The organism is Lacibacterium aquatile (genome assembly GCF_042683105.1).
In the GTDB taxonomy this organism is placed as follows: domain Bacteria; phylum Pseudomonadota; class Alphaproteobacteria; order Elsterales; family Elsteraceae; genus Lacibacterium; species Lacibacterium aquatile.
In genome coordinates, this window is the sequence record NZ_JBHUIP010000016.1 from 423,886 (window position 1) to 444,570 (window position 20,685).

General features: G+C 61.9%; 25 protein-coding genes. 10 read left to right on the forward strand and 15 right to left on the reverse strand.

The window, feature by feature from the left end; genetic code table 11:
• Window positions 1–37 precede the first annotated feature (37 nt).
• The 14 genes from ACFSM5_RS21590 to ACFSM5_RS21655 all read right to left on the reverse strand — a co-directional run bounded on the left by ACFSM5_RS21590 (window position 38) and on the right by ACFSM5_RS21655 (window position 10,431).
• On the reverse strand, window positions 38–1,120 hold the full coding sequence (locus tag ACFSM5_RS21590) for a CobW family GTP-binding protein (protein ID WP_379878928.1): 1,083 nt from the start codon (window positions 1,118–1,120) through the stop codon (window positions 38–40).
• Window positions 1,120–2,136, reverse strand: coding sequence for a WD40 repeat domain-containing protein (locus tag ACFSM5_RS21595; protein ID WP_379878930.1), 1,017 nt, complete (start codon window positions 2,134–2,136; stop codon window positions 1,120–1,122). The genes ACFSM5_RS21590 and ACFSM5_RS21595 overlap by 1 nt, the downstream gene beginning before the upstream one ends.
• Window positions 2,136–2,687 (reverse strand): DUF924 family protein, encoded by a 552-nt coding sequence (locus ACFSM5_RS21600; RefSeq protein WP_379878932.1) that lies wholly within the window; start codon window positions 2,685–2,687, stop codon window positions 2,136–2,138. The genes ACFSM5_RS21595 and ACFSM5_RS21600 overlap by 1 nt, the downstream gene beginning before the upstream one ends.
• 1 nt (window position 2,688) lies before the next feature.
• A complete protein-coding gene (locus tag ACFSM5_RS21605) occupies window positions 2,689–3,759 on the reverse strand; it encodes a CobW family GTP-binding protein (protein WP_379878934.1) in 1,071 nt (356 codons plus the stop codon).
• 47 nt (window positions 3,760–3,806) lie between these two features.
• Window positions 3,807–4,022 carry a hypothetical protein gene (locus tag ACFSM5_RS21610; RefSeq protein ID WP_379878936.1) on the reverse strand — a complete coding sequence of 72 codons (216 nt, stop codon included), beginning with the start codon at window positions 4,020–4,022 and terminating at the stop codon, window positions 3,807–3,809.
• A 77-nt stretch (window positions 4,023–4,099) separates the two neighbouring features.
• Complete coding sequence (locus ACFSM5_RS21615; RefSeq protein ID WP_379878938.1) at window positions 4,100–4,711, reverse strand: hypothetical protein; 612 nt, start codon at window positions 4,709–4,711, stop codon at window positions 4,100–4,102.
• Between the two features lie 193 nt (window positions 4,712–4,904).
• Window positions 4,905–5,906, reverse strand: a complete 1,002-nt coding sequence (locus tag ACFSM5_RS21620; RefSeq protein WP_379878940.1) for a response regulator — start codon at window positions 5,904–5,906, stop codon at window positions 4,905–4,907.
• Window positions 5,907–6,123: 217 nt separating this feature from the next.
• The gene (locus ACFSM5_RS21625; protein WP_379878942.1) at window positions 6,124–6,300 is read right to left on the reverse strand and encodes a DUF1328 domain-containing protein; all 177 of its coding nucleotides are present in this window, start codon (window positions 6,298–6,300) and stop codon (window positions 6,124–6,126) included.
• Between the two features lie 32 nt (window positions 6,301–6,332).
• Window positions 6,333–6,542, reverse strand: a complete 210-nt coding sequence (locus ACFSM5_RS21630) for a hypothetical protein (protein ID WP_379878944.1) — start codon at window positions 6,540–6,542, stop codon at window positions 6,333–6,335.
• Window positions 6,543–6,730: 188 nt separating this feature from the next.
• Window positions 6,731–7,033, reverse strand: a complete 303-nt coding sequence (locus ACFSM5_RS21635) for a CsbD family protein (RefSeq protein ID WP_417498536.1) — start codon at window positions 7,031–7,033, stop codon at window positions 6,731–6,733.
• A gap of 83 nt (window positions 7,034–7,116) precedes the next feature.
• Window positions 7,117–8,871 (reverse strand): sensor histidine kinase, encoded by a 1,755-nt coding sequence (locus ACFSM5_RS21640; RefSeq protein ID WP_379878946.1) that lies wholly within the window; start codon window positions 8,869–8,871, stop codon window positions 7,117–7,119.
• A 12-nt stretch (window positions 8,872–8,883) separates the two neighbouring features.
• Window positions 8,884–9,114 carry a NepR family anti-sigma factor gene (locus ACFSM5_RS21645; protein WP_379878949.1) on the reverse strand — a complete coding sequence of 77 codons (231 nt, stop codon included), beginning with the start codon at window positions 9,112–9,114 and terminating at the stop codon, window positions 8,884–8,886.
• 43 nt (window positions 9,115–9,157) lie between these two features.
• The gene (locus ACFSM5_RS21650) at window positions 9,158–9,802 is read right to left on the reverse strand and encodes a sigma-70 family RNA polymerase sigma factor (RefSeq protein ID WP_379878951.1); all 645 of its coding nucleotides are present in this window, start codon (window positions 9,800–9,802) and stop codon (window positions 9,158–9,160) included.
• A gap of 62 nt (window positions 9,803–9,864) precedes the next feature.
• Window positions 9,865–10,431, reverse strand: a complete 567-nt coding sequence (locus ACFSM5_RS21655; protein ID WP_379878953.1) for a sigma-70 family RNA polymerase sigma factor — start codon at window positions 10,429–10,431, stop codon at window positions 9,865–9,867.
• A gap of 170 nt (window positions 10,432–10,601) precedes the next feature.
• On the opposite strand from ACFSM5_RS21655, the gene ACFSM5_RS21660 reads away from it, so the two are divergent.
• The 9 genes from ACFSM5_RS21660 to ACFSM5_RS21700 all read left to right on the forward strand — a co-directional run bounded on the left by ACFSM5_RS21660 (window position 10,602) and on the right by ACFSM5_RS21700 (window position 19,283).
• Window positions 10,602–11,390 (forward strand): PhyR family response regulator anti-anti-sigma factor, encoded by a 789-nt coding sequence (locus tag ACFSM5_RS21660; protein WP_379878955.1) that lies wholly within the window; start codon window positions 10,602–10,604, stop codon window positions 11,388–11,390.
• A gap of 148 nt (window positions 11,391–11,538) precedes the next feature.
• Window positions 11,539–12,843, forward strand: coding sequence for a glycerate kinase type-2 family protein (locus tag ACFSM5_RS21665; protein ID WP_379878957.1), 1,305 nt, complete (start codon window positions 11,539–11,541; stop codon window positions 12,841–12,843).
• Between the two features lie 24 nt (window positions 12,844–12,867).
• Window positions 12,868–14,289, forward strand: a complete 1,422-nt coding sequence (gene pyk, locus ACFSM5_RS21670; protein WP_379878959.1) for a pyruvate kinase — start codon at window positions 12,868–12,870, stop codon at window positions 14,287–14,289.
• Between the two features lie 44 nt (window positions 14,290–14,333).
• The gene (locus ACFSM5_RS21675) at window positions 14,334–14,534 is read left to right on the forward strand and encodes a v-SNARE N-terminal domain-containing protein (RefSeq protein WP_379878961.1); all 201 of its coding nucleotides are present in this window, start codon (window positions 14,334–14,336) and stop codon (window positions 14,532–14,534) included.
• 13 nt (window positions 14,535–14,547) lie between these two features.
• Entirely contained in the window at window positions 14,548–15,975 is a 1,428-nt protein-coding gene (locus ACFSM5_RS21680; protein ID WP_379878963.1) for a protein adenylyltransferase SelO family protein, read from the forward strand.
• 33 nt (window positions 15,976–16,008) lie between these two features.
• Complete coding sequence (locus tag ACFSM5_RS21685) at window positions 16,009–16,668, forward strand: TetR/AcrR family transcriptional regulator (RefSeq protein ID WP_379878965.1); 660 nt, start codon at window positions 16,009–16,011, stop codon at window positions 16,666–16,668.
• A 111-nt stretch (window positions 16,669–16,779) separates the two neighbouring features.
• Window positions 16,780–17,778 carry an ABC transporter substrate-binding protein gene (locus ACFSM5_RS21690; RefSeq protein ID WP_379878967.1) on the forward strand — a complete coding sequence of 333 codons (999 nt, stop codon included), beginning with the start codon at window positions 16,780–16,782 and terminating at the stop codon, window positions 17,776–17,778.
• A 3-nt stretch (window positions 17,779–17,781) separates the two neighbouring features.
• The gene (locus tag ACFSM5_RS21695; protein WP_379878969.1) at window positions 17,782–18,549 is read left to right on the forward strand and encodes an ABC transporter permease; all 768 of its coding nucleotides are present in this window, start codon (window positions 17,782–17,784) and stop codon (window positions 18,547–18,549) included.
• Window positions 18,537–19,283, forward strand: a complete 747-nt coding sequence (locus ACFSM5_RS21700; RefSeq protein WP_379878971.1) for an ABC transporter ATP-binding protein — start codon at window positions 18,537–18,539, stop codon at window positions 19,281–19,283. The genes ACFSM5_RS21695 and ACFSM5_RS21700 overlap by 13 nt, the downstream gene beginning before the upstream one ends.
• 151 nt (window positions 19,284–19,434) lie before the next feature.
• On the opposite strand, the gene gluQRS is transcribed toward ACFSM5_RS21700, so the two are convergent.
• The gene (gluQRS, locus tag ACFSM5_RS21705; protein ID WP_379878973.1) at window positions 19,435–20,256 is read right to left on the reverse strand and encodes a tRNA glutamyl-Q(34) synthetase GluQRS; all 822 of its coding nucleotides are present in this window, start codon (window positions 20,254–20,256) and stop codon (window positions 19,435–19,437) included.
• Between the two features lie 114 nt (window positions 20,257–20,370).
• Here gluQRS and ACFSM5_RS21710 point away from each other — a divergent pair, with 114 nt between their 5' ends.
• Window positions 20,371–20,583, forward strand: coding sequence for a hypothetical protein (locus ACFSM5_RS21710; RefSeq protein ID WP_379878975.1), 213 nt, complete (start codon window positions 20,371–20,373; stop codon window positions 20,581–20,583).
• The last annotated feature ends 102 nt before the right edge of the window (window positions 20,584–20,685 follow it).

A 20,685-nucleotide genomic window follows, 5' to 3' on the forward strand; every position in this document is an offset into this window, starting at 1 on the left:
GAGCGTCAACCCCGGTGTGCGGAGTCTGACCGGGTGGTCAGGCAGCGGCGATGATCTTGTCCAACCCGTCTTCCAGGGCGGCCTGGGTGATGTCGCGGACGATCAGCACGATGCGCGAGCGATGGTCGGCATCGGGCCATTCCGGCAGTTCGACCGGGGCATGGAAAAGATGCTGCACGCCGTGAACGACGACGGGCTTGTCCTTGCCCTTCACGTTCAGCATCGCCTTCATGCGCAACAGATCCTCGCCGCGATAGGTGGCCAGGCTCTGGGCCCAGAGGGCGAAGGCTTCCCAGTCCAGCGGCTCGTCCCGTGTCAGGCAGATCGCATGGATGCGGGCGTCGTGGCGGTTGACGTTATGGGCGTCCTGATGGGAATGCCCATGGCCGTGATCATGGTGATGATGATCGTGACCGTGGTCATGATCGTGATGATGATGGTGGTGGTGATCCACCGCTTCGGCCTGGAGCCAGCGTCGCACGTTCAGGGACTTGGTGGCCGGGTCGAACAGGCCCGCTTCGATCAGGTCGGCAACCGGCGCCTCGGTGCCGAGGATCGGGGCGGCGGGATTAAGGTCATGCAGCCGCGCCTGGATGGCCGTGACGGCTTCGGGGCGGGCGAGATCCTGCTTGGTCAGGATGATGCGGTCGGCGATGGCCGCCTGCTTTACCGCCTCTTCCTGGGCATCCATGGTGGCACTGCCGACGACGGCATCGACCGTGGTGACGATCCCGTCCAGGCGGTAATGGGCGGCGACCATCGGATCCTGCATCAGCGTATGGACAACAGGCGCCGGATCGGCAAGGCCCGTGGTTTCGATGACCACGCGCTTGAATTCCGAGACTTTGCCGCGCACCCGGTCGATGGCGAATTGGCGCAGCTGGTTCGACAGGTCGGACTGGATGGTGCAGCAGAGGCAGCCGGCCGCCATGATGACCACATCGCCGTCGACCTTCTCGACCAGATGATGGTCGATGCCCACTTCGCCGAACTCGTTGATCAGGACCAGCGTGTCCTTCATCGCCGGGTCACGCAGCAGGCGGTTGAGCAGCGTCGTCTTGCCGGACCCGAGGAAACCGGTCAGTACGGTGACGGGAATCAGGGGACCGGCACCGGACATCAGGCGCTGGCCTCGTTCGGATCGGCGGAGAAGATCGCAGCGCGGCCCTCGTCGGACCCCGACAGCAGATGATGCCCGTCACGCGACCAGGACAGGGCGGTGATCGGCCCGCGCTTGGACAGCGGGAACAGGCCGCCCGACTTGCTCTTGACATCGACCATGCCCAGCACGCCGCTCTCGAAGCCGCAGGCAACCATGTTGCTGACCGGATGGCAGGCGACCTTGGTAACGAGCGCGCCCTTGCCGTCCAGCATCTCCAGCGGCTCGCGACCTTCCGGGCCCTTGCCGTCGAATGGCCAGATGACGACGGTTTCGGAGCTGGCGGTGGCCAGCCAGTTACTGTCGGCGGTGTAGTTGATGCTGCGGACCTTGGTCGGATAGCCCGACATGCGCATCTCGCGCCCATCGGCCAGACGCCAGCCATGAACCTCGCCATCCTGCATGCCGGTGGCGGCATATTGCAGATTGGGGGACAGCACGACGCAGAGGTGCGAGCCTTTCCAAACCAGAACCCGCGGCGCGATCGAGGTATCGTCCAGCGCCCAGATGGTGATGCCGTTGTAGTGGCTCGCGGCCAGCACGGTGCCTTTGAGATCAAGCCCGCTGACGGTGGAGGGCAGGGGGCCAAGCTCGGACAGCTTGCCGCCATCGGCTGCCAGCACCTGGATGGTCTTGCCGATCACATAGAAGGTGCGGCCATCCTCGGCCACGATCAGGGTTTCGATCCAGCGGTTCGGGTGCTTGGCCCATTCCAGAACGGTGCCGTCGGGCAGCAGGCGGCGGATGGTGCCGTCTTCACCACCGGTCACGAAGCCGCCGTGCGGGTGGGCTGCCAGCGACAGGATCGCGCTGGGGTGCATCGGCACGCCGATGGAGACATTCTGCTCCTGCCGGGCCAATTCGACGAGGCGCAGGCTGCCGTTGGCCAGGGCAAAAGCAGCGGTATCGCAGCCCCAATCGGCGGCGACCTGGGTCACGCGGGCGTCGAATTTCCAGGTGATGCGGGAAGCAGGCATTAGAAGGACGATCCAGGTTGTTCTAGGAACGCCAGCTCCTCGGGCGTGCTCTCACGCTCCAGGATGGCATTGCGATGGGGGAAGCGGCCGAAGCGCGCGATAATCTCGTAATGGCGGACGGCGTAATCCAGCAGTTCGGGATTGCCGAGCGCCTTGAAGAGGGCGACCGACTTTTCCTGCTCCGCCAGGATCTCCGAATGCTCGTAAGGCAGATAGAGAAACAGCTTCTGCCAGAGGGTCATGCGGCGATCATAGCCACGCACCAGGGCCAGATCGGACAGGCGCACGGTCTTGCTGTCGCCCATGAAGGCGCGTGGCGTGCCGCGATAGGCGTTGCGGGGGAACTGGTCCAGCAGCAGGATCAGGGCCAGGGTGCCGTTCGGGCTGTCTTCCCAGGCGGCAAGACCGCCCGTCACGGCAAGGCCGATATCGGTCTCGAAACGCCGCGCGATGGACAGATCGAACTCCGGATCATTGGTGAACCACTTGGCGCGCTGCACCTCGGGGTCGCCGTCGAACCAGAAATCGACGATGGCGGCGCTCGAGCTCATCTTACTTCACGCAGGCCATGAAGCCTTCGCGCAGCGCGGCTTCGTCGAGATCCTTGCCGATGAAGACGATCCGGCTTTCGCGGGTGTCGCGGCCGCGCCAGGGGTTGCCCCATTCGGTACGCATCTGCATGTGCACGCCCTGGAAGACGAAGCGGCGGTTGGAGCCGTCGACATTCAGGATGCCCTTGGAGCGGTAGATATCCTGGCCCTTGAGCTTCAGCAGGGTCCCGATCCAGGGTTCGAACTTGTCGGGATCGACCGGGCGGTCGGTGCGCAGGGCGACCGACTTCACCTTGGTGGTGTGGCCGTGATCGTGATCATGGTGATGATGGTCATGGCCGCAATGTTCGTCATGCACATGGTCATGGTCGCAATGGGCGTGGTCGTGGTCATGCCCGTGGTCATGGTCGTGATGATGATGATCGTGCTCGTTCTTCAGGAAGAAGGGGTCGAGCTCCAAGGCGCGCTGCAGATCGAACGCATTGCGGCCCAGGATCTGGTCCAGCGCGATCTCGCTGTTCTGGGTCTTGTGCAGCGGGGCATAGCGGTTGATCGCGCGGATGCGGCGCTCCACCTGGGCCAGTTCCTCGGGCGAGACCAGATCGGTCTTGTTGAGGATCAGCACATCGGCAAAGGCGATCTGCTGCACAGCCTCGTCGCCTTCGTCCAGGTGCTGGAGAATATGCTTGGCATCGACCAGGGTGACGATGGCGTCCAGCTTAGCGCGGTCCTTCACGTCTTCATCGACGAAGAAGGTCTGGGCGACCGGCGCCGGTTCGGCAAGGCCGGTGGTTTCGACGATGATGCCGTCCAGCTTGGTGCCGCGTTCCAGCAGGCCGCCGATGATGCGGATCAGATCGCCGCGCACGGTGCAGCAGATGCAGCCGTTGTTCATCTCGAAGACTTCTTCGTCGCTCTCGATGACGATCTGCTCGTCGATGCCAAGTTCGGCGAATTCATTGATGACGACGGCGTATTTCTTGCCGTGTTGCTCGGTCAGGATGCGGTTCAGCAGCGTGGTCTTGCCCGCGCCAAGGAAGCCGGTGAGGACGGTAACGGGAGTCTGGAGCATGATGCGGTCCTAAAAGGGACGAAACTTTATAACAGCAAGGTGGCGTCTCAGGCGCGCTTTCGCAAGCGCTCGACGATGAAGCCGATCACCAGGGCGGCAAACGGCACCCCCACTGTCAGCGGTCCGACCAGATAGAAGCTGGGCGCCGGGCGCGTATAGGCCGTGTAGATCAGCATCGCGCTGATCCAGAAGGAGCAGAACAGCATCCAGACCAGCATCAGCCGGTGGCGGCGCTGCTGGGCGGCATCGGGGGAAGCGGACACGGGCGGGGCCTCGCAAGCATTCTCAAAAGGTCGAAGCCTTGAGATAGGCGATGCCCTGCCCAAACCCAAGCAACTTCTTATCGGCGACCCGAGAAATCAGCTGTGACCGCTTCGACGGCGGTGGAGAGCGTTCCGCCATTGAAGCTCATTTTTCCAAAAGCCTGGGCGATGTCGCGCTGCTTCTGTTCCAGCGCCAGTTCCACCTCCAGCGGGACTGCGTAAGGGTTCTGCTCCTGCCCGCCCTTCTTTTCCTCGTCGCCGATCTTGATCATGGAGGCGAGCGAGGTCTTCTCGGCCGTATCCAGGACATCGGCTTTGAGGGCGCCGTTCTCGTTCAGGATATTCTCGATCTGGGTGGTATCGGGGTGGGGGCTTGTGACGGAGACTTCTCCCTCGCCTGATACGCTGATGGTGATCGGCGTTGTGGTATCGACACCGGCTTGCGAAAAGGCGACGGCCAGCTTTTCCTCTAGATCCCGCTTGGCCTCGTCGGCATCCTGCAGCAGCTCTTCCGGGGTTGGCAGCGACGCCATCTCATCGGATTGAAGCTGAAAGGAGCGCAGCCCCTCGGCGATCTTCTTGGACGTCGAGAGCGTATCGGGAAATTCCCCAACAGGCGTAATCGGCGCGATGGGTTTGAGAGCCCCGGCGCCTTTGACGGCAGAAATATTGAAATTGATGCTCAGCATCGGTCTTCCCCTAGACAAATGACATGACGGATCGCCCGGCCATTTCTTCCGGGTCGGGCGTCCTTATTGGGGGACCGGGCAGTATTTTCCCCGGCATCACATCGGCTTTTCTAAAGAAGAGCGCGTTGCGACCGATATTTTATCTGTCCACGAACGGGAAAGCAGCAAGTCGCATGCCACCACAAGGGGATGCTCAGGAGGCGACGACACCCAAAGCGCGCAGGGCGTTTTTCAGCTGGGCACTGTCATAGGGCTTGGCGAGGAAGCCCATGCCCGGATCGCCGCCGAACCGCTGGCGGAAGTTCGACTCGTCATAGCCGCTGGCGATGACGATGGGGAGCGCGGGGAAGCGGGCGCGCAGGTCGGCTGCCAGAACATCGCCTTTGCGGTCGGGCAGGCCGATATCGACAATCACGGCATCAATCGTGTTGGTGTCCGGCATTTCGATCCGCTTGAGGGCCGCTTCAGCCGTGCCGGCTTCCTCGACGGTGAAGCCGTTTATCTCCAGGGCATCGACGGCCATCATCCTTACCAGAATCTCGTCCTCCACGATCAGCACGCGCGGGGCGGCAAGATCCACTGCTGCCGGTGATGCGGGCGGCGCAGCGGGTGCAGGGAAGAGCGGCAGGACTTCGGGGGCAGGATCGGCAGCTGCCCGGTCGCCCTGCAGCAGATGACGTGCCAAAGCAACTGCCCGCGTGGCGCCATCGGCGGCATTGTCGGTTGCCCGGCGTACCCGAACCAGATCGGGATCGGCCCGCTCCAGCTGACGACGGGCCGCTTCGATATTATTCAGGACGATGGCGAGGAGATTATTGAACTCGTGCGCAAGCCCGCCCGATAGCGCCGTGGCCTCCCCGGTCGGCAGCTGAACAGTTTGACGCGCAGCGATCAAAGCGGTAACGCGGGCCAGCAGGTCCGGAGCTTTTGTCGCGCCCGAGGACTGTTCGACGTTGGCTTTTAGGACGGGAATATTGGGATGGCTCAAACCGATGGCGCGGACGGTACCATCGTTCGCCAGGCTATCGGTGCCCGTCAGAACGACGATGGCCGGGCTTAGCCGATCCAGCATCGGCAAGCCGTCGGCAAGAGTCGAGACGGTGGTAACACGATAGCCCCCGCGCTCAAGCTGGCCCGTAACCGTCGCCGATTCGGGTCCGCTGGGGCCGATGACCAATAGGGTGATCCCCGCCATTCCAGACATTCACCTCGCGCTTTCGCAAAGCCTATGCGCTGCCTGTATTCCGTTGTTCCCCGAAGGGTTCCGGATGCAGTCAGCAACAGTTGCAGAGCAAAGCGTGCGGAGCAATTTGTTTGTGGTCATTCGACGGGCGGGTGCCTTGGCGATTGAGCTTTAAGGGGAGATCCCCATGTAGGAAATGCTCAACGTCGGTCAAGGTTCCGCTTGAGGATCAAGAAATCGGCGAAGGTCCCCGCAGGGCGGCGGTGACGGCGCCAACCAGGAACAGCAGGCCAAACACACCGGCGGCAATCTGCGCGATGCCAGCGATGCTGGCCATCAAGCCCGAAAAACCGAAAAACGCCGAGACGAGCGCGATCACGAGCGATGTGAAAGCCCAGCTGATCATTGTGGCCTCCGATACTCGAATGCTAAGGGGGGTTAAGGAACAATCCGGCGGTCGGTCACGCCGACATGCACATAACGCGGCACGGGATCGGAGACGAGACGCCAGGTCGCGAGCGAAACGGGCGCCTGGACTTCGACCTGCGGGCCGTCGGCGGCCCAGGCGGCAGCCATGAGTTCCTGGCCGGTGAGGGCACAGAGGCAGGCGGCGATGGCGGCTCCGGTCAAATTCATTCGAAAGGTCATGCTACCCTCCCTCGATCCCGTGGCCTGAAATCAGGTGCCGCAGCGGCGGCGATGCAGGGACAACGCGGCCCCCAGGGGTTCGTTCCCTGGAAAAAGGTGTTTTTGGGGCAAAAAGAAAAAGGCGGTGGAAGGATCCACCGCCTTAAGGCCAGCGCGGGTACGCTTAGGGCTTATTCTTGTTTATCGTGTCAGCGGGTAACCCGGTTTTCCCAGTCGGCAACCTGACGTTCCGCCTCTTCCTTGGCAATGCCATAGCGGATCTGAATTTTACCCAGCAGCTGCTGGCGCTGGCCCTTGATGACGGTGATATCGTCATCGGTCAGCTTGCCCCACTGCTCGCGGGCCTTGCCTGCGAACTCGTTCCAGTTGCCTTCGATGCGTTCCCAGCCGGGCGCGGTGATCTGCGCCGCGGCGGGGGTCGGGACGGTCAGGCGAACGGTGCCGATGGCCATCAGGCCAATCGCGGTCAGGATGAGCAATTGTCTCTTCATGATGACCCAAGCTCTTGCAGTTTCGGGTGTCAGAGAAAGAACGCCCCCGCCCGAGCTTGGTTCCATGGCTTGTTCGAAAAATCTCACACCTTGCCGGGGGGCAACCGACGCAAGGGGAAACGCAGGCGTACGGTCACGCCGTCATCGGAGGTATCGATCGCGATTTCGGTTCCCAGTTGGGTCGCAAACCCCCGCATCAGGATGGTGCCGAGGCCCTTGCCGTTGGCCTTGGCATCGGCAATGCCGACCCCATCGTCGGCGATGATGCAGGTGACATATTCGTCGGTATCGCTGGTGATCCTGATGTCGATGCGGCCGTTCTCGCGCTCCTGGAAGGCGTATTTCCAGGCGTTGGTCACCGCCTCGTTAATGATGAGACCCAGGCACACCGCCTGATCCGTCGTCAGGATGATCGGCTCGATCTCCGTCGAGAGCTGGATCCGGCCCGCCCCCTCGGTTTCAGCCAGCTTGGTCAGCTGGGAGACCAGATCGCCGATGAAATCCTTGGCATCGACCTGGGAGTAGTTATGCGCCACATACAGATGCTGGTGAAGGATACTGAGCGCCCGGATCCGGCTGATGGCCGACTGGAACTGGTTGGCGGCTTCCTCGTCGGTGATCTTGCTCTGCTGGATCGAAAAGATGCTGGCGATGATCTGCAGGTTGTTCTTCACCCGGTGATGGGTTTCCCGCATCAGCATGTCGCGCTGATCGATCAGGTTCTGCAGCCGGATCTCGCGGTCATGAACCTTCTCGATCATATCGAGGAAGCTTAAGCCCAGCGCCCGGATCTCCTGCGGGGCATTGCCGACCGTGCTTTCAAGCCGTTCGGGATAGACGCCATCCTCGGCATAGCGGCGCATTTCGCGCGACAGCACCGCTACGGGCCGCACCACCAGATAACGGGCGCCGATCAGGATCGCGGCGAGGCTGGCCCCGGCGTAGAGGAAAAGTTCGAGCACACGGGACGGCATCTGGGAATTGGCCAGCGCTGCCAGATCGGCTTGGCGGGCGGACAGGACGATATCGAAATCCTCGTCGACGGCGGTGACGACATGGACCCAGTCGTCGTGTGAGACGGTCCGGGTGGTGCCGTTACTCATGTCGAGACCGGCGGGCCGCCGCAGTTCGACCGGCAACAGGGGCGCGTCGACCTGTTTTCCCAGGGCGTCGAGGGTGCGATCATTTTTGTCGACGATCTGGAAAACCGCCTTTTCCGGCAAGGCGAACGCACTCTCGCTCACAAAGAATTCAGCCCGGATCGCCGTCGATACCGCGCCTTTGTAGTTCCCGGCCGTATCGAACAGGGGATAGGCAAGCGCGATGACCGTTTCGCCGCTGATCTGGCCCTTGGTGAAGGAGGTGACGCTGGGAAGCTGGGTTTCCCGCACCTCCTGATTGGCGGACCCCAGAGCAAGGATACCCACCAGTGCCGGGTTCGACGCGCAATAGACATGGTTGTCGCTATCGACAAGATAGACGTTGGTCAGCAGCCGACCGTGAATCTGCATGGCCGATGCGAGCGCCCGGTTGCAGCGCTCCGTATCCTTATCGAAATCGGAAACCACCACGGCCAAGGTGGCGAGTGAGGAGCGGATACCGGCAATCTTGCGGTCATAGCTTTCGCCCAGGACCCGCAGATTGCTGCGATAATGATCAAGCAGCAGGTCGCGGTTATCCTTGGTGGTCAGAAAAATGAGGAAAAGCACGGGCGTCGCGCTGACGAGCAGCAGCACGATGAGGCGACGGCCCAAGGTGGTGATGTAACTGCGACCGAACCAATGCAGCCACCCGATGGCGGGCCATCGGGACAGGTCGAACAGGGCGGGCTGCTTCATGAGAAGGACCCGTTATTTAGGTTTTTCGTCGGTCGGCGGTTCGTCTGTTTTGGTTTTTTCCGCATGGTCCGATATCAGGCGCAGCAAATCATCGGGCAGCGGCTCGTTGGCGATTTCGTCGTACATGGCATGCAGCGATTGCTTCAACCAATTGTCAAAGGCCTTATCGACCTTTCCCCGATTGGTTGAAGCGGAGACGGGGCGTGTTGGCTGCGTGTCATTCTTTTTGTCCGAACTGGCCAACTCGCCCTATCCCGGAAAGTGACGTAACTAGCTGAACTGCCTGTTACGCGTTGTAATGCAGACCATCGCGCGACGAATTGCGACGGTTAAGCTCAAGATGAGCCGTCCCGACACCTTTGGTCAATCCCCCGCGTTCGCCCTGTTCCTTTGCAAAGGAACGGTCGGACGACTTGCGGACATCTGCGGTATCCAGGGCTTCTTCTGCTTCTTCGCCCATCAAGTAGTCTCGCAGGGCCTGACGGGCACGGGAGACGCGGCTCTTGATGGTGCCGACCGAGCATTCACAGGCCTCAGCGACTTCTTCGTAGCTCATGTCGTGCAGAGCAACCAGAAGCAGTGCTTCGCGCTGGGCGGCAGGCAGCTTGTCGAGGCCATTTTTCAGCTCGCCGACAACCAGATTGTCTTCCTGGCTGCCGTTGCTGGCCAGATGGGCGGTATTAACGTCGTCCAGTTCGGCGGTGGGCCGGGTGCGACGGATATCCGAGAGGAACTGATTGCGCATGATGCGATACATCCATGCGCAGAACTGCGTGCCCGGCGTGAATTTGTCGGCGGCGGCCAGCGCCTTCGCGACGGCTTCCTGCAGCAGATCGTCCGCCTTGGCACGGTCGCGGGTAATGGCGACCGACAGGGCGCGCAGGCGGGGCAGATTTTCGATCAAGAGATCGTGAAAGCCAGTGGTGTTCATCGGATCACTCCTGATGGGTTCTGATAGCCAAACGTCTCAGCCCATCGATGTGCAACATCGCCTCATGCATTTTTTTCATTTTCATCGATTTCGCCGGAATCGCCGTCGCCGGTCAGGATGGTCTTGAGTTGTCGACGGGCGCGGGAAAGCCGCATGCGCATAGTGGCCGCGCTGCATCCTGCGACCCCGGCGGCTTGTTCATGGGTCAGGCCCTGGGTTCCGATCAGGGCGACCGCTTCACGCAGGACCGGCGCCAGCTTGTTCAGGGCAGCCTCCAGGTCGCGCATATCGTTGCGTCCTTCCTGCCCACCGTCGACGGCTGCTACCGTTTCGACCTCGTCGAGTGTGGCGTGACGGCGTCGCCTCTCGAACCGCAGGCGGTCGTAATAGACATTGCGCAAGGTCCGGAAGAGCCAGGCCTTCAGCCCATCCGGGGTCGGGATACCGCCCAGTTCTTCGGTATGTTCAAGGGCGCGCAGCGTCGTGTCCTGTACCAGATCCTTGGCCAGAGTCGCGTCCTGGCACAGCACGCGGGCGAAAGCCTGCAGATGCGGTAGTTGTGAAACCAACCTGTGACCTAGGGGGAGAATTTCCTGACCAGTCGGATCGCGGGGACGAGTAACGTTCATGCGCTTCCTGGTTTAAGCCCTTTAAATATTTTCGCCTGTGACGTGGCTGTGACAAGCAGGAAATCCAGTAAAGAAAAACATTTGCATGATCGGGAGATAAGGTCTTTAGCTTATGTTTCTTCGGCTTGTTTCTAGAGCTGATCCCCCTCCCTTTCTAGACTTTGGACGGTATGAGCGAACTCCAAGCAAAGCTGGCTTATTATCTCGCGCCCCTTCGACGCTATGCGCGTGCTCTGACGGGTGATCAGGCCCAGGGGGATCGGGCGGTGGTTGCGGCGGTCAAAGATCTGCTGGCAACCCCCGATGTTGCCGATGATGGTCAGTCGCTCAAGTTGACGCTCTATCGCTTGGTATCTCAGGCGCTGACCGCCGAAGGGGAACTGGTGAACGCGCCGTCCCTGGCCCCCGGTTATGATGGTCTGAGCTGGACCCAGCGGCAGCTGATTGTGCTGACCGATCTGGAGGGCATGACGGTCGCCGATGCGTCACTTGTCCTGGGGCTGTCCGGCGATGTTGCCACCAGTCTGCTGACCCAGACGCGCGAACAGCTGCGCAAGGCGACCGCGACCGATATCCTGATCATCGAAGATGAATTCGTCATCGCCATGGATATCTCCAATCTGGTGACGACGGCGGGCCACCGGGTGGTGGGCATCGCGTCCGACCATATGTCGGCGGTGAAGCTGGCCAAGGAAAAGAAGCCGGGCCTGATCCTGGCCGATATCAATCTTGGGACCGGCGGTTCTGGGAACGAGGCGGTGGCGGAAATCCTGGAAAGCCACGATGTGCCGGTCATCTTCGTGACGGCCTATCCCGAGCGGCTGCTGACCGGGTCGCAGATCGAACCGAACTATGTTCTGACCAAGCCGTTCGATCCCATGACGTTGGGCGTTGCGACCTTCCAGGCTTTGGCGACCTGGCGACAGAAATTGGGGCGTTCGGCTTCGGCCGCACAATAAAAACCCCAACCTGATTTCTTGCGCGCAGCAACATATGTAGTTTTGCGAGTGCGAACTACAGTGTCAGCATTCTTTAACAATCTGAATTTGCTTGCATATCCTTTCGGGCAATGGATGCTGAGAGCCTTATCTCTCGGAATAATGCCCTATGACCTCGTGCGATCCGCTCCGCAATCCTGCCGAATTCCTGACCGCTCTCTTTGAGGAAGCGGTGCGGGCGGCCGATCCGCGCGCGGTGCTGGCCGAGTATCTTCCTCCTAAGCCCAAAGGCCGGGTGATCGTGGTGGGCGCGGGCAAGGCGGCAGCCAGCATGGCCGTTGCCGTGGAAGATGCCTGGAGCGGTCCGATTGCAGGGCTGGTGGTGACGCGGTACGACCATGGGCTCCCGACCCGGGGTATCGAGGTTATCGAGGCGAGCCATCCCGTTCCCGATGCGGCAGGGACCGAGGCTGCCAAACGGATTCTGTCGCTCGTCCAGGGGCTTGGCCCGGACGATCTGGTGCTGTGTCTGATCTCCGGCGGCGGCTCCGCCCTGCTGGCGCTGCCCGCACCGGGCGTGGCCCTAGCCGACAAAAAAGCCGTCACCTCGGCGCTGCTGAAGTCGGGCGCTGCCATCGATGAGATGAATTGTGTCCGCAAGCATCTCTCGGCCATCAAAGGCGGGCGCCTGGCTGCAGCTGCCTTCCCGGCGAAAGTTCTAACGCTGGCGATTTCAGATGTGCCGGGCGACGATCCGGCCGTGATTGCCTCGGGCCCGACGATTGCCGATCCGACCACATTGGCCGATGCGCGGGCGGTGCTGGCCCGTTACGGCATCGAGCCGCCGGCCAGCATCAAGGCGGCCTTGGAAGACCCGGCCAATGAAACGCCCAAGCCCGGCGACCCGCGTCTGGCAAAAGCGGAGATGCGTCTTATTTCGCGCCCGCTCGACAGTTTGAAGGCTGCTGCGGCTTTTGCCCAAAAGCACGGCCTCACGCCCATCGTGCTGGGGGATGCCCTGGAAGGCGAAGCCCGCGATGTAGGGCGGACACTGGCCGGGATAGCCCGTTCGGTCGTGGAACATGGGTTGCCGGTCGCGGCGCCCGCGGTGATCCTGTCGGGCGGCGAGACGACAGTGACCGTGCGCGGCAAGGGCCGGGGCGGACGCAATGCCGAATGCCTGCTGGCGCTCGGCATCCAGCTTCAGGGGTTGCCCGGTGTGCATGCGCTGTGCGCCGATACCGACGGCATTGATGGAATCGAAAGCAATGCCGGTGGCCTCTGGCATCCTGATAGTGCCGCGAAAGCCAAGGAAATCGGGCTGGATCTCGGCGCCCGACTGGCGGATAACGATGCATTCGCCGTTTTCGAAAAGCTCGGTCAATTGGTCGTTACTGGCCCGACCCGAACTAATGTGAATGATTTTCGCGCAATCCTGGTCCAACATGGCCTGGTTCAGCATGGCGCGGACTAAAGCAGCCCACCAAAGGAAAACATCATGCGTCGCCTAGCCTCTACCCGCATTCTTGCAACCCTCGGTCCGGCGTCCTCGTCGATCGAGAAGGTACGGGCGCTGGCGCAGGCCGGGGCCGATGTCTTCCGCCTGAACTTCAGCCACGGCAGCCATGAAGATCACGCCGCCCGTTACGAGACGGTGCGCGCGGTCGAGGCTGAGTTGGGGCGCCCGCTCGGCATCCTGGCCGATCTTCAGGGGCCGAAGCTGCGTATCTCGACCTTCGCCGGGGACAAGGTGACCCTGACGCCGGGGCAGCCCTTCCGTCTGGACCTGGACGTCAAGACGCCGGGCGATGCGACCCGCGTCGGCATGGCGCATCCGGAGATCTTTGAAGCGATCGAGCCGGGCCAGGATCTGCTGCTCGATGACGGCAAGGTGCGCCTGCGTATCGAAGCCTGCGGCAAGGATTTCGCCGATACCCGCGTCATCACCGGCGGGCCTCTGTCGAACCGCAAGGGCGTCAATGTTCCGCATGCCGTGCTGAACCTCGCCGCGCTGACCGAAAAAGATCGCCGCGATCTCGATTTCGCTCTGACGCTGGGCGTTGACTGGGTCGCGCTTTCCTTCGTGCAGCGTGCCGACGATATGGCCGAGGCCCGCAAGCTGGTCCAGGGCCGCGCCGGTGTGCTGGCAAAGCTGGAAAAGCCGTCGGCCATTCAGTGCCTGGACGAGATCATCGAGATGTCGGACGCCCTGATGGTGGCGCGTGGCGATCTGGGTGTCGAAATGCCCCCTGAAGACGTGCCCGCCCTGCAGCGTCGCATCGTCCGCGCCTGCCGCCGTGCCGGTAAGCCGGTGGTGGTGGCGACTCAGATGCTGGAAAGCATGATTACCGCGCCGACCCCGACCCGCGCGGAAGCTTCGGACGTCGCGACCGCCGTTTACGATGGCGCCGATGCGGTGATGCTCTCGGCCGAAACCGCCTCGGGCGATTGGCCCATCGAAGCCGTCTCGATCATGAACCGCATCATCCTGCGTGTGGAAAGCGACGAGCTTTACCGCAAGCTGATGAATGCCGATCCGATCAGCCATGACAGCAGCTCCAGCGACGCCATCTCGGCCGCGGCGTCCCAGGTTGCCGAATCGATCAATGCGGCGGCTATCGTGACCTTCACCTCCTCGGGCCTGACGGCGCTGCGTGTCGCCCACGAGCGTCCGGCGACCCCGATCCTGGCCCTGACCCAGGTGCAGGCGACCGCGCGCCGCCTCTCGCTGGTCTGGGGCATGCATCCGGTGCTGTGCCGCGATTGCACGAACTTCGAGGAAATGGTCCAGATCGCCTGCGACATGGCCCGTCTGAAAGGCTTTGCCGATCCGATGGACAAGATCGTGGTGACGGCGGGTGTGCCGTTCGGCACGCCGGGCGCGACGAATATTTTGCGCGTCGCCCGCGTGGAGGAGTAACATAAGGGGGCGCGTCCCCCTTACCGACTGCCGGAAGATCCGACATGGCCAATCCTCCCAGCGTTCCGCCAAAAAAAGACGAAGCAGATCCGTTGCTGGCGGAGATGGAGATGAAGCTGCGCGGCGTCGATGGGGGTGTTAAAAGCCACCTCGTCGCCAAACTGCGCCAGTTGGTCGACAAGAATCCCGACGCGGTGGTGAAATCCATGCGTCACGGCTGGCTTGCCCAATCCGACGACCATTGATCCTCTCGTATTGATGCCGGTTTCCCCGCGTTTCAGGCCTTCGACCGCGCACGCTACCCTCGGTCCCGATTTCTACGACCCCGTCGCTCCCGCCCGTTTTCCGATGACGCGAGAGGTTTGGCGTGACCAGGCCGCAGCTGCCCGCATGGGGCTCGATAGCCTGACCGAGGCTGAATGGGCTGCCCATTTCGCCCGCTTCGAGCCGCTGCCCGGATCGCATCCGCAGCCGCTGGCGCTGCGCTATCACGGCCATCAGTTCCGCGTGTACAACCCCGACCTTGGCGATGGGCGCGGTTTTCTGTTCGCGCAGGCCTTCGATACGATCGACGGGCGGCTGATGGATTTTGGCACCAAGGGCAGCGGCCAGACCCCCTGGTCGCGCACGGCCGATGGGCGCCTGACCCTGAAGGGCGGGGTGCGCGAGCTGCTGGCAACCAACATGCTGGCGGCCCAGGGCGTGACGACCAGCCGGACCTTTGCCCTGTTCGAGACCGGCGAGGCGTTAGTACGGGGCGACGAGCCGTCGCCCACGCGCTCCAGCGTACTGACCCGGCTGTCCCATGGTCATGTCCGCATCGGCAGCTTCCAGCGGTTTGCCTATCTGGAAGAGCCGGAGAATATCGAAAAGCTGGCCCGCTATAGCCTTGCGACCTATTACCCGGCCTTAAGTGCTGGCGAGAGCGCGGCGAGCGTCATGGAGACGCTGCTCGACGCCGTGGTGTCCGCCTGCGCGCGTCTGGGCGCGCAATGGATGGCCGCAGGCTTCGTGCATGGCGTGCTCAACAGCGACAATATCAACATCACGGGCGAAAGCTTCGATTACGGCCCCTGGCGTTGGCTGCCGATCTATGACCCGGCTTTCACGGCGGCCTATTTCGATCAGAACGGCCTTTATGCCTATGGACGGCAGCCCTCGACACTGGCCTGGAACCTGACGCGTCTTGCCGAATGTTTCCTGGGCTTCTGTCCCGAGGACCGGCTGACCACGATCCTGGCTGAGTTCCAGCCCCGGTTCGAGCGGGCACTGGTGGATGAATTCTTCCGGCGTCTCGGTCTTCAGCGCACGGACGATGAGTCGGCGGATCTGGGGCTTGTGACCTCGCTCTATGCCTTCCTCTATGAGGCGCGCTGCGGGTTTGAGCAGGTGTTCTTCGACTGGTACGGCGGGCGCCTGTCGGCGGATCGCGCTGCGGCGGGGCCGCTCGCCAGCGTCTATGAGATGCATGAATTCCGCCCGGTGCGGCAGCGGATCCTGGATCGCGAGCCGGTTGCGGGCATCAAGCTCGATCATGCCTATTTCAAGCGCCCCTCTCCGGTAACGATGCTGATCGACGAGGTAGAGGCGATCTGGGCGCCGATTGCCGAAAGAGACGATTGGTCTCTGCTGCACGGCAAGCTGGCCGATGTGGCCGAGATGGCGGAGGCCTATGGTGCTGCTTGACCTCAACCGTCTGCAAATGATCTGGTCGAAGCCATGATCGACAAGGGCCATAGACCCGCAACCCGTCGCCCGTCCCGGCGCGAGGTGCAGCGCCAGCGAACCGAAGCCGAACTGGTGGCGGTAGCGGCCGAGGTTTTTGCCGAATTCGGCTATCACGGCGCCTCCACGGCTTTCATCGCGGCGCGGGCCGGGGTGCCGAAGGCCAATCTGCATTACTATTTCAGCACCAAGGAGGCGCTCTATCGCCGGGTGCTGGAGGAAACCATGGCCGGTTGGCTGACCGCTGCCGATCCGCTGGATCCCGCCGCCGATCCGCGTGCCGCCCTGGGCGCCTATATCGCCGACAAGCTGCGCTGGTCGCGCCTGCGCCCCGATGCCAGTCGCGTCTGGGCGCGCGAAGTCATGGATGGCGCTCCCTTCATCAAGGCCGGTCTGGCGCCCAGTCTGCTGCCCTGGTTCGCCCGCACCGTCAATGTGCTGGAAGGCTGGATGGCGGCGGGAAAGCTGCGGCAGGTCGATGCCCGCCATCTGCTGTTCCAGATCTGGGCGGCGACCCAGCATTACGCCGATTTCTCGGCCCAGATGGGGCTTTATCTCGCCAAGCCCGCGCTGGACGAGGAGGATTTCGATGCTGCATCGGCTTTGCTGTCAGCAACGATCCTCGATGGATTGATCGTTAATAAAAACACATAAAGCATGTGAATTGGAAAATTCACCTCAAGCTGCGCTGATATATCCTTTACAGCGGCTTGAGACTCGTGAATACCATGCGTCCTGACCTGTTTTTACAAAAGGGCGTGCAAAATGCGTAAAATACTGTTGGCCGTGACCGGCCTTGCGGCGCTGATTGCCGCCCCTGCGTTCGCTCAGACCAAGATCGAAATCGGCTATATTCCCGTTCTGGGCTCAGCTCAGCTGTTTGTGCTGGAAGGCGAGGGCTGGGCGAAGGAAGCCGGTCTGGACGTCAAGCTGACCAAGTTCGACAGCGGTCCCGCCATGGTGCAGGCGCTGGCATCGGGCAAGATCGACGCCTATTACGGCGGCGTCACCCCGCTGATTGTCGCCAAGGCGCAGGATGTGCCGATCTCCATCGTCGCAGCCGCCGCGACCGAGGAGATCGTGCTGGTCGGCCGTGGCAAATACGCCGAACTCGCCAAGAAGGAAGGCGCGGGTCCCGCGCTGCTGTCCTTTGCAAAGGCCGAAGGCAAGAAGGTCAAGATCTCCTCCCAGCCGTCCGGCTCGGTGCCTGATACCATCACCCGCTACTGGCTGCAGGAAATCGCCAAGGTTCCGGCAGCAGAAGTCGAGATCCTGTCGATGGGCATCGATAAGACTCAGCAGGCACTGCTCTCCAAGGCCGTCGATCTGGCACCGATCCGCGAGCCGCTGATCACCGTGATCCTTCAGCTCGACCCCTCCATCGAAGTGGTGGCCAAGGGTGGCGAGCTGTTCCCCGGCCAGCCGGGTTCGGTCGTCGGTGTGCGCGACGAGTACAAGCAGAAGAACCCGGATGCCATCAAGGCGCTGGTGAAGCTGCATATCCGCGCGACTGACGCCCTGAAGACCGATGCCAAGAAGGTTGCTCCCAGCGTGCATAAGATTTTGGGCGCGGGCCTCAGCGACGTGTCGGTGATCGAGAAGGCGCTGACCTCGCCCTATTCCAACTTTGTGTCGAACCCGGCCGATATTTTCGAATCGACCGACAAGATGCAGAAATTCCAGGTTGGACAAGGGGCTATCGCAAAGCAGGTCGATCTGGCAAAGCTGTTCGACGACAGCTTCTACAAAGCGGCAGGCAAGTAACGTATGTCCAGAGTCCCCCTTTCGCGTGCATCGACATTAGGCCTTGGGGCCGGGGGACTTCTGGTCTTCGTTCTACTGTGGGAGGCGCTGGCGCAATCCGGCCTGCTGCCGACTTTCGTCGCGCCTGCCCCCTCCAGCCTGCCCGCCGCCTTCTGGAAGGAAGTCACCGGCGGCTTCTGGCTGAAAGCGATCAAGGGCAGCGCCGGGCATTATTTCCTGGGTCTGCTCGCGGGCTGCGGCCTTGGGATTTCGTTTGGGATCGCCGCCGGGCTCTCATATCGCTATGAAGCGGCCCAGCAGTGGATCGTGCGCGTGATCCGGCCGATCCCCGGCATCGCCTGGATCCCCTTTGCCATCATCTGGTTCGGCATTTCCGAAGGCGCCGCGGTTTTTATCATCGGCGTCGGTGTCTTCTGGATCACCTATTTCTCGGCCTTTGCCGCTGTGCGCAGTGTCGACCCCGACCTGCTCGAGGTGGCGGAAGCCTTCGGCCATCGCTCCTCCTTCGCCAAGGTCACCAAGATCGTCCTGCCGGCGGCAGCGCCCGGCATTCTGGGCGGCGTGCGCATTGCGTTGGGTCAGGGCTGGATGGCGGTGGTGGCGGCCGAACTCTTCGGCATTCCCGGCATGGGCTCGCGCATGCAGGATGCCAGCGGTCTGCTCCAAACCCAGGTGGTGATCGTCTATATGTTGACGATTGCCGCGCTCTATAGCCTTACCGATATCGTGTTCGGCCTGTTCTCCAAGGTGATTCTCCAATGGCAGCGATAGCCGAGATTAAGGGGCTGAGCCTTGCCTATGGCCCGAACGTGGTGCTGCAGGGGCTGGATCTGACGTTGGAGCGGGGCAGTTTCGTCGCTATCGTCGGCGCCTCGGGCGTCGGCAAATCGACCCTGCTGCGGGTGCTGGCCGATCTCTCCAAGCCGTCGAGCGGCACCGTCACCACCCATTTCACCCAAGGGCGCGGCCATCGACCGACATCGCTGGTGTTCCAGGAAGCCCGCCTGCTGCCCTGGCGCCGGGTGCTGGCAAATATTGAATTCGGTTTGGAAAGCTTAGGCCTGCCCAAGGCCGAGCGGCGGGATATGGCGGAAAAGGCACTGAAACTTGTCGGGCTGGCTGATTTCGGCAAACGCTGGCCCTATCAGCTGTCAGGGGGGCAGCGGCAGCGCGTGGCCCTGGCCCGTGCCTTGGCTTTGAAGCCCGATCTGTTGCTGCTGGACGAACCTTTCGGCGCGCTCGACGCCATCACCCGCGCGGGCATGCAGGATGAATTGCTGCGTCTCTGGCGGGAGACCGGGGCATCGGTGCTGATGGTGACCCATGACCTCGATGAAGCCGTCTATCTGGCCGACAGGGTCATCTTGCTTGGCGGTAGCCCGGCGCGGATCATCAGCGATCTGCAGGTCCCGGAGATGCGCCCGCGCGTGCGCGGCGCCCTGAAGTCCGCCGCTGGAATCCGGGACGAGCTGGAACGCACTATGGCGGGCGGCAGCGGGATCTGAGTTTAGATCTTTAGCGCCTTCATCCTCCGCTTCATGCGGGGGATCTCCTCCGGGAGCATATCCGATTTCGGCCGAGGCCTTTCGGCACCAGCTTGGAGGAGATGCCCCGGATAAACCGGGGCATGACGGTTCATTTTTAAAGCATGTCAGGTCAAAACCCCAACTGCCGCCTGACGTCTTCCGGTGACACTCCTTCGGTCCGTAGCTCCCGCAGGCTCTTTGCGCCGTCGCGCTTGGCGAGGCGCTTGCCGTCTGCACCTTTCAGCAAAGGGAAGTGCCGATAGTCCGGCGTTGGCAGATCCAGCAGCGCTTGCAGCAATCGATGCAGATGGGTCGCGGGCAGAAGATCCTCGGCCCTTGTGACCAGCGTGACACCTTGGGCGGCATCATCGACGGTTACCGCCAGGTGATAGCTGGTCGGGGTTTCTTTGCGGGCCAGGATGGCATCGCCAAATTGTTCCGGATTCGAAACGATTTCGACGCCATGCTCCCGAAAGGTGAGCGGGCGAGCCGTTGCCGCAATAGCCCGCTCCATATCGATGCGTAGGGCATAGGGTCTGTCAGCCGCCAGCTTTTCGGCCCGTTCTTCGGTGCTCAGGTGACGGCAGGTGCCGGGATACAAAGGGCCGTCTGGCCCATGGGGGGCGGCGTCGACACCAGCGATTTCCGCCTGGATTTCTTTGCGGGTGCAGAAGCAGGGATAGAGCAGGCTCTGATCTTCAAGGTGGGCCAGCGCTGCGCGATAGGCATCGAACCGCTCTGACTGACGCCACACCGGCCCCGTCCAACGGATGCCAAGCCAGGCCAGATCTTCGAAGATCGCAGCGTCAAACTCTGGGCGGCAACGGGTGGTGTCGATGTCCTCAACCCGCACGAGCATTTCTTCGCCCGCTGCTTCGGCATAAAGGGCTGCCAGGGCATGGCCTAAATGCAGAAAGCCGGTGGGGCTGGGAGCAAAACGTGTGCGGTTCATGGGCGGAACCCTAGCTACCTCTTGCTCGTTTGTCAGCTTGCTGCCAATGTCGCGCACCTTGCGTTGTGGCCCTCAATTCGTGAGTATTGAGGGAAAGAATTTAGGAGCTGTACTATGCCGCGTTACGAGGCCGCTATTTTTAATCAAGTTGTCGCCCGCGATGTGCAAAGTGGTTTGAAGCCGCGCCAGCTCGACGAAGGTTGGGCCGATACGCGCTATGTTGAGATTACTGCCACTAATGATCTCGATGCTCGCCGTAAGCTGGAAGCGCGTTACCCTTCTTCTCGGGGATTTGTTATCCAAAGTGTCGAGCAGATCGGCGATTAGTTGTTAATTTCATTTGTAATCCGCTAAAAGATGCAGGTTTTCTGCAAAATACCGCCGTTAACTAATTTTTAGCCCTTGCACGCAGAGGCGCTGCCGGTCAAA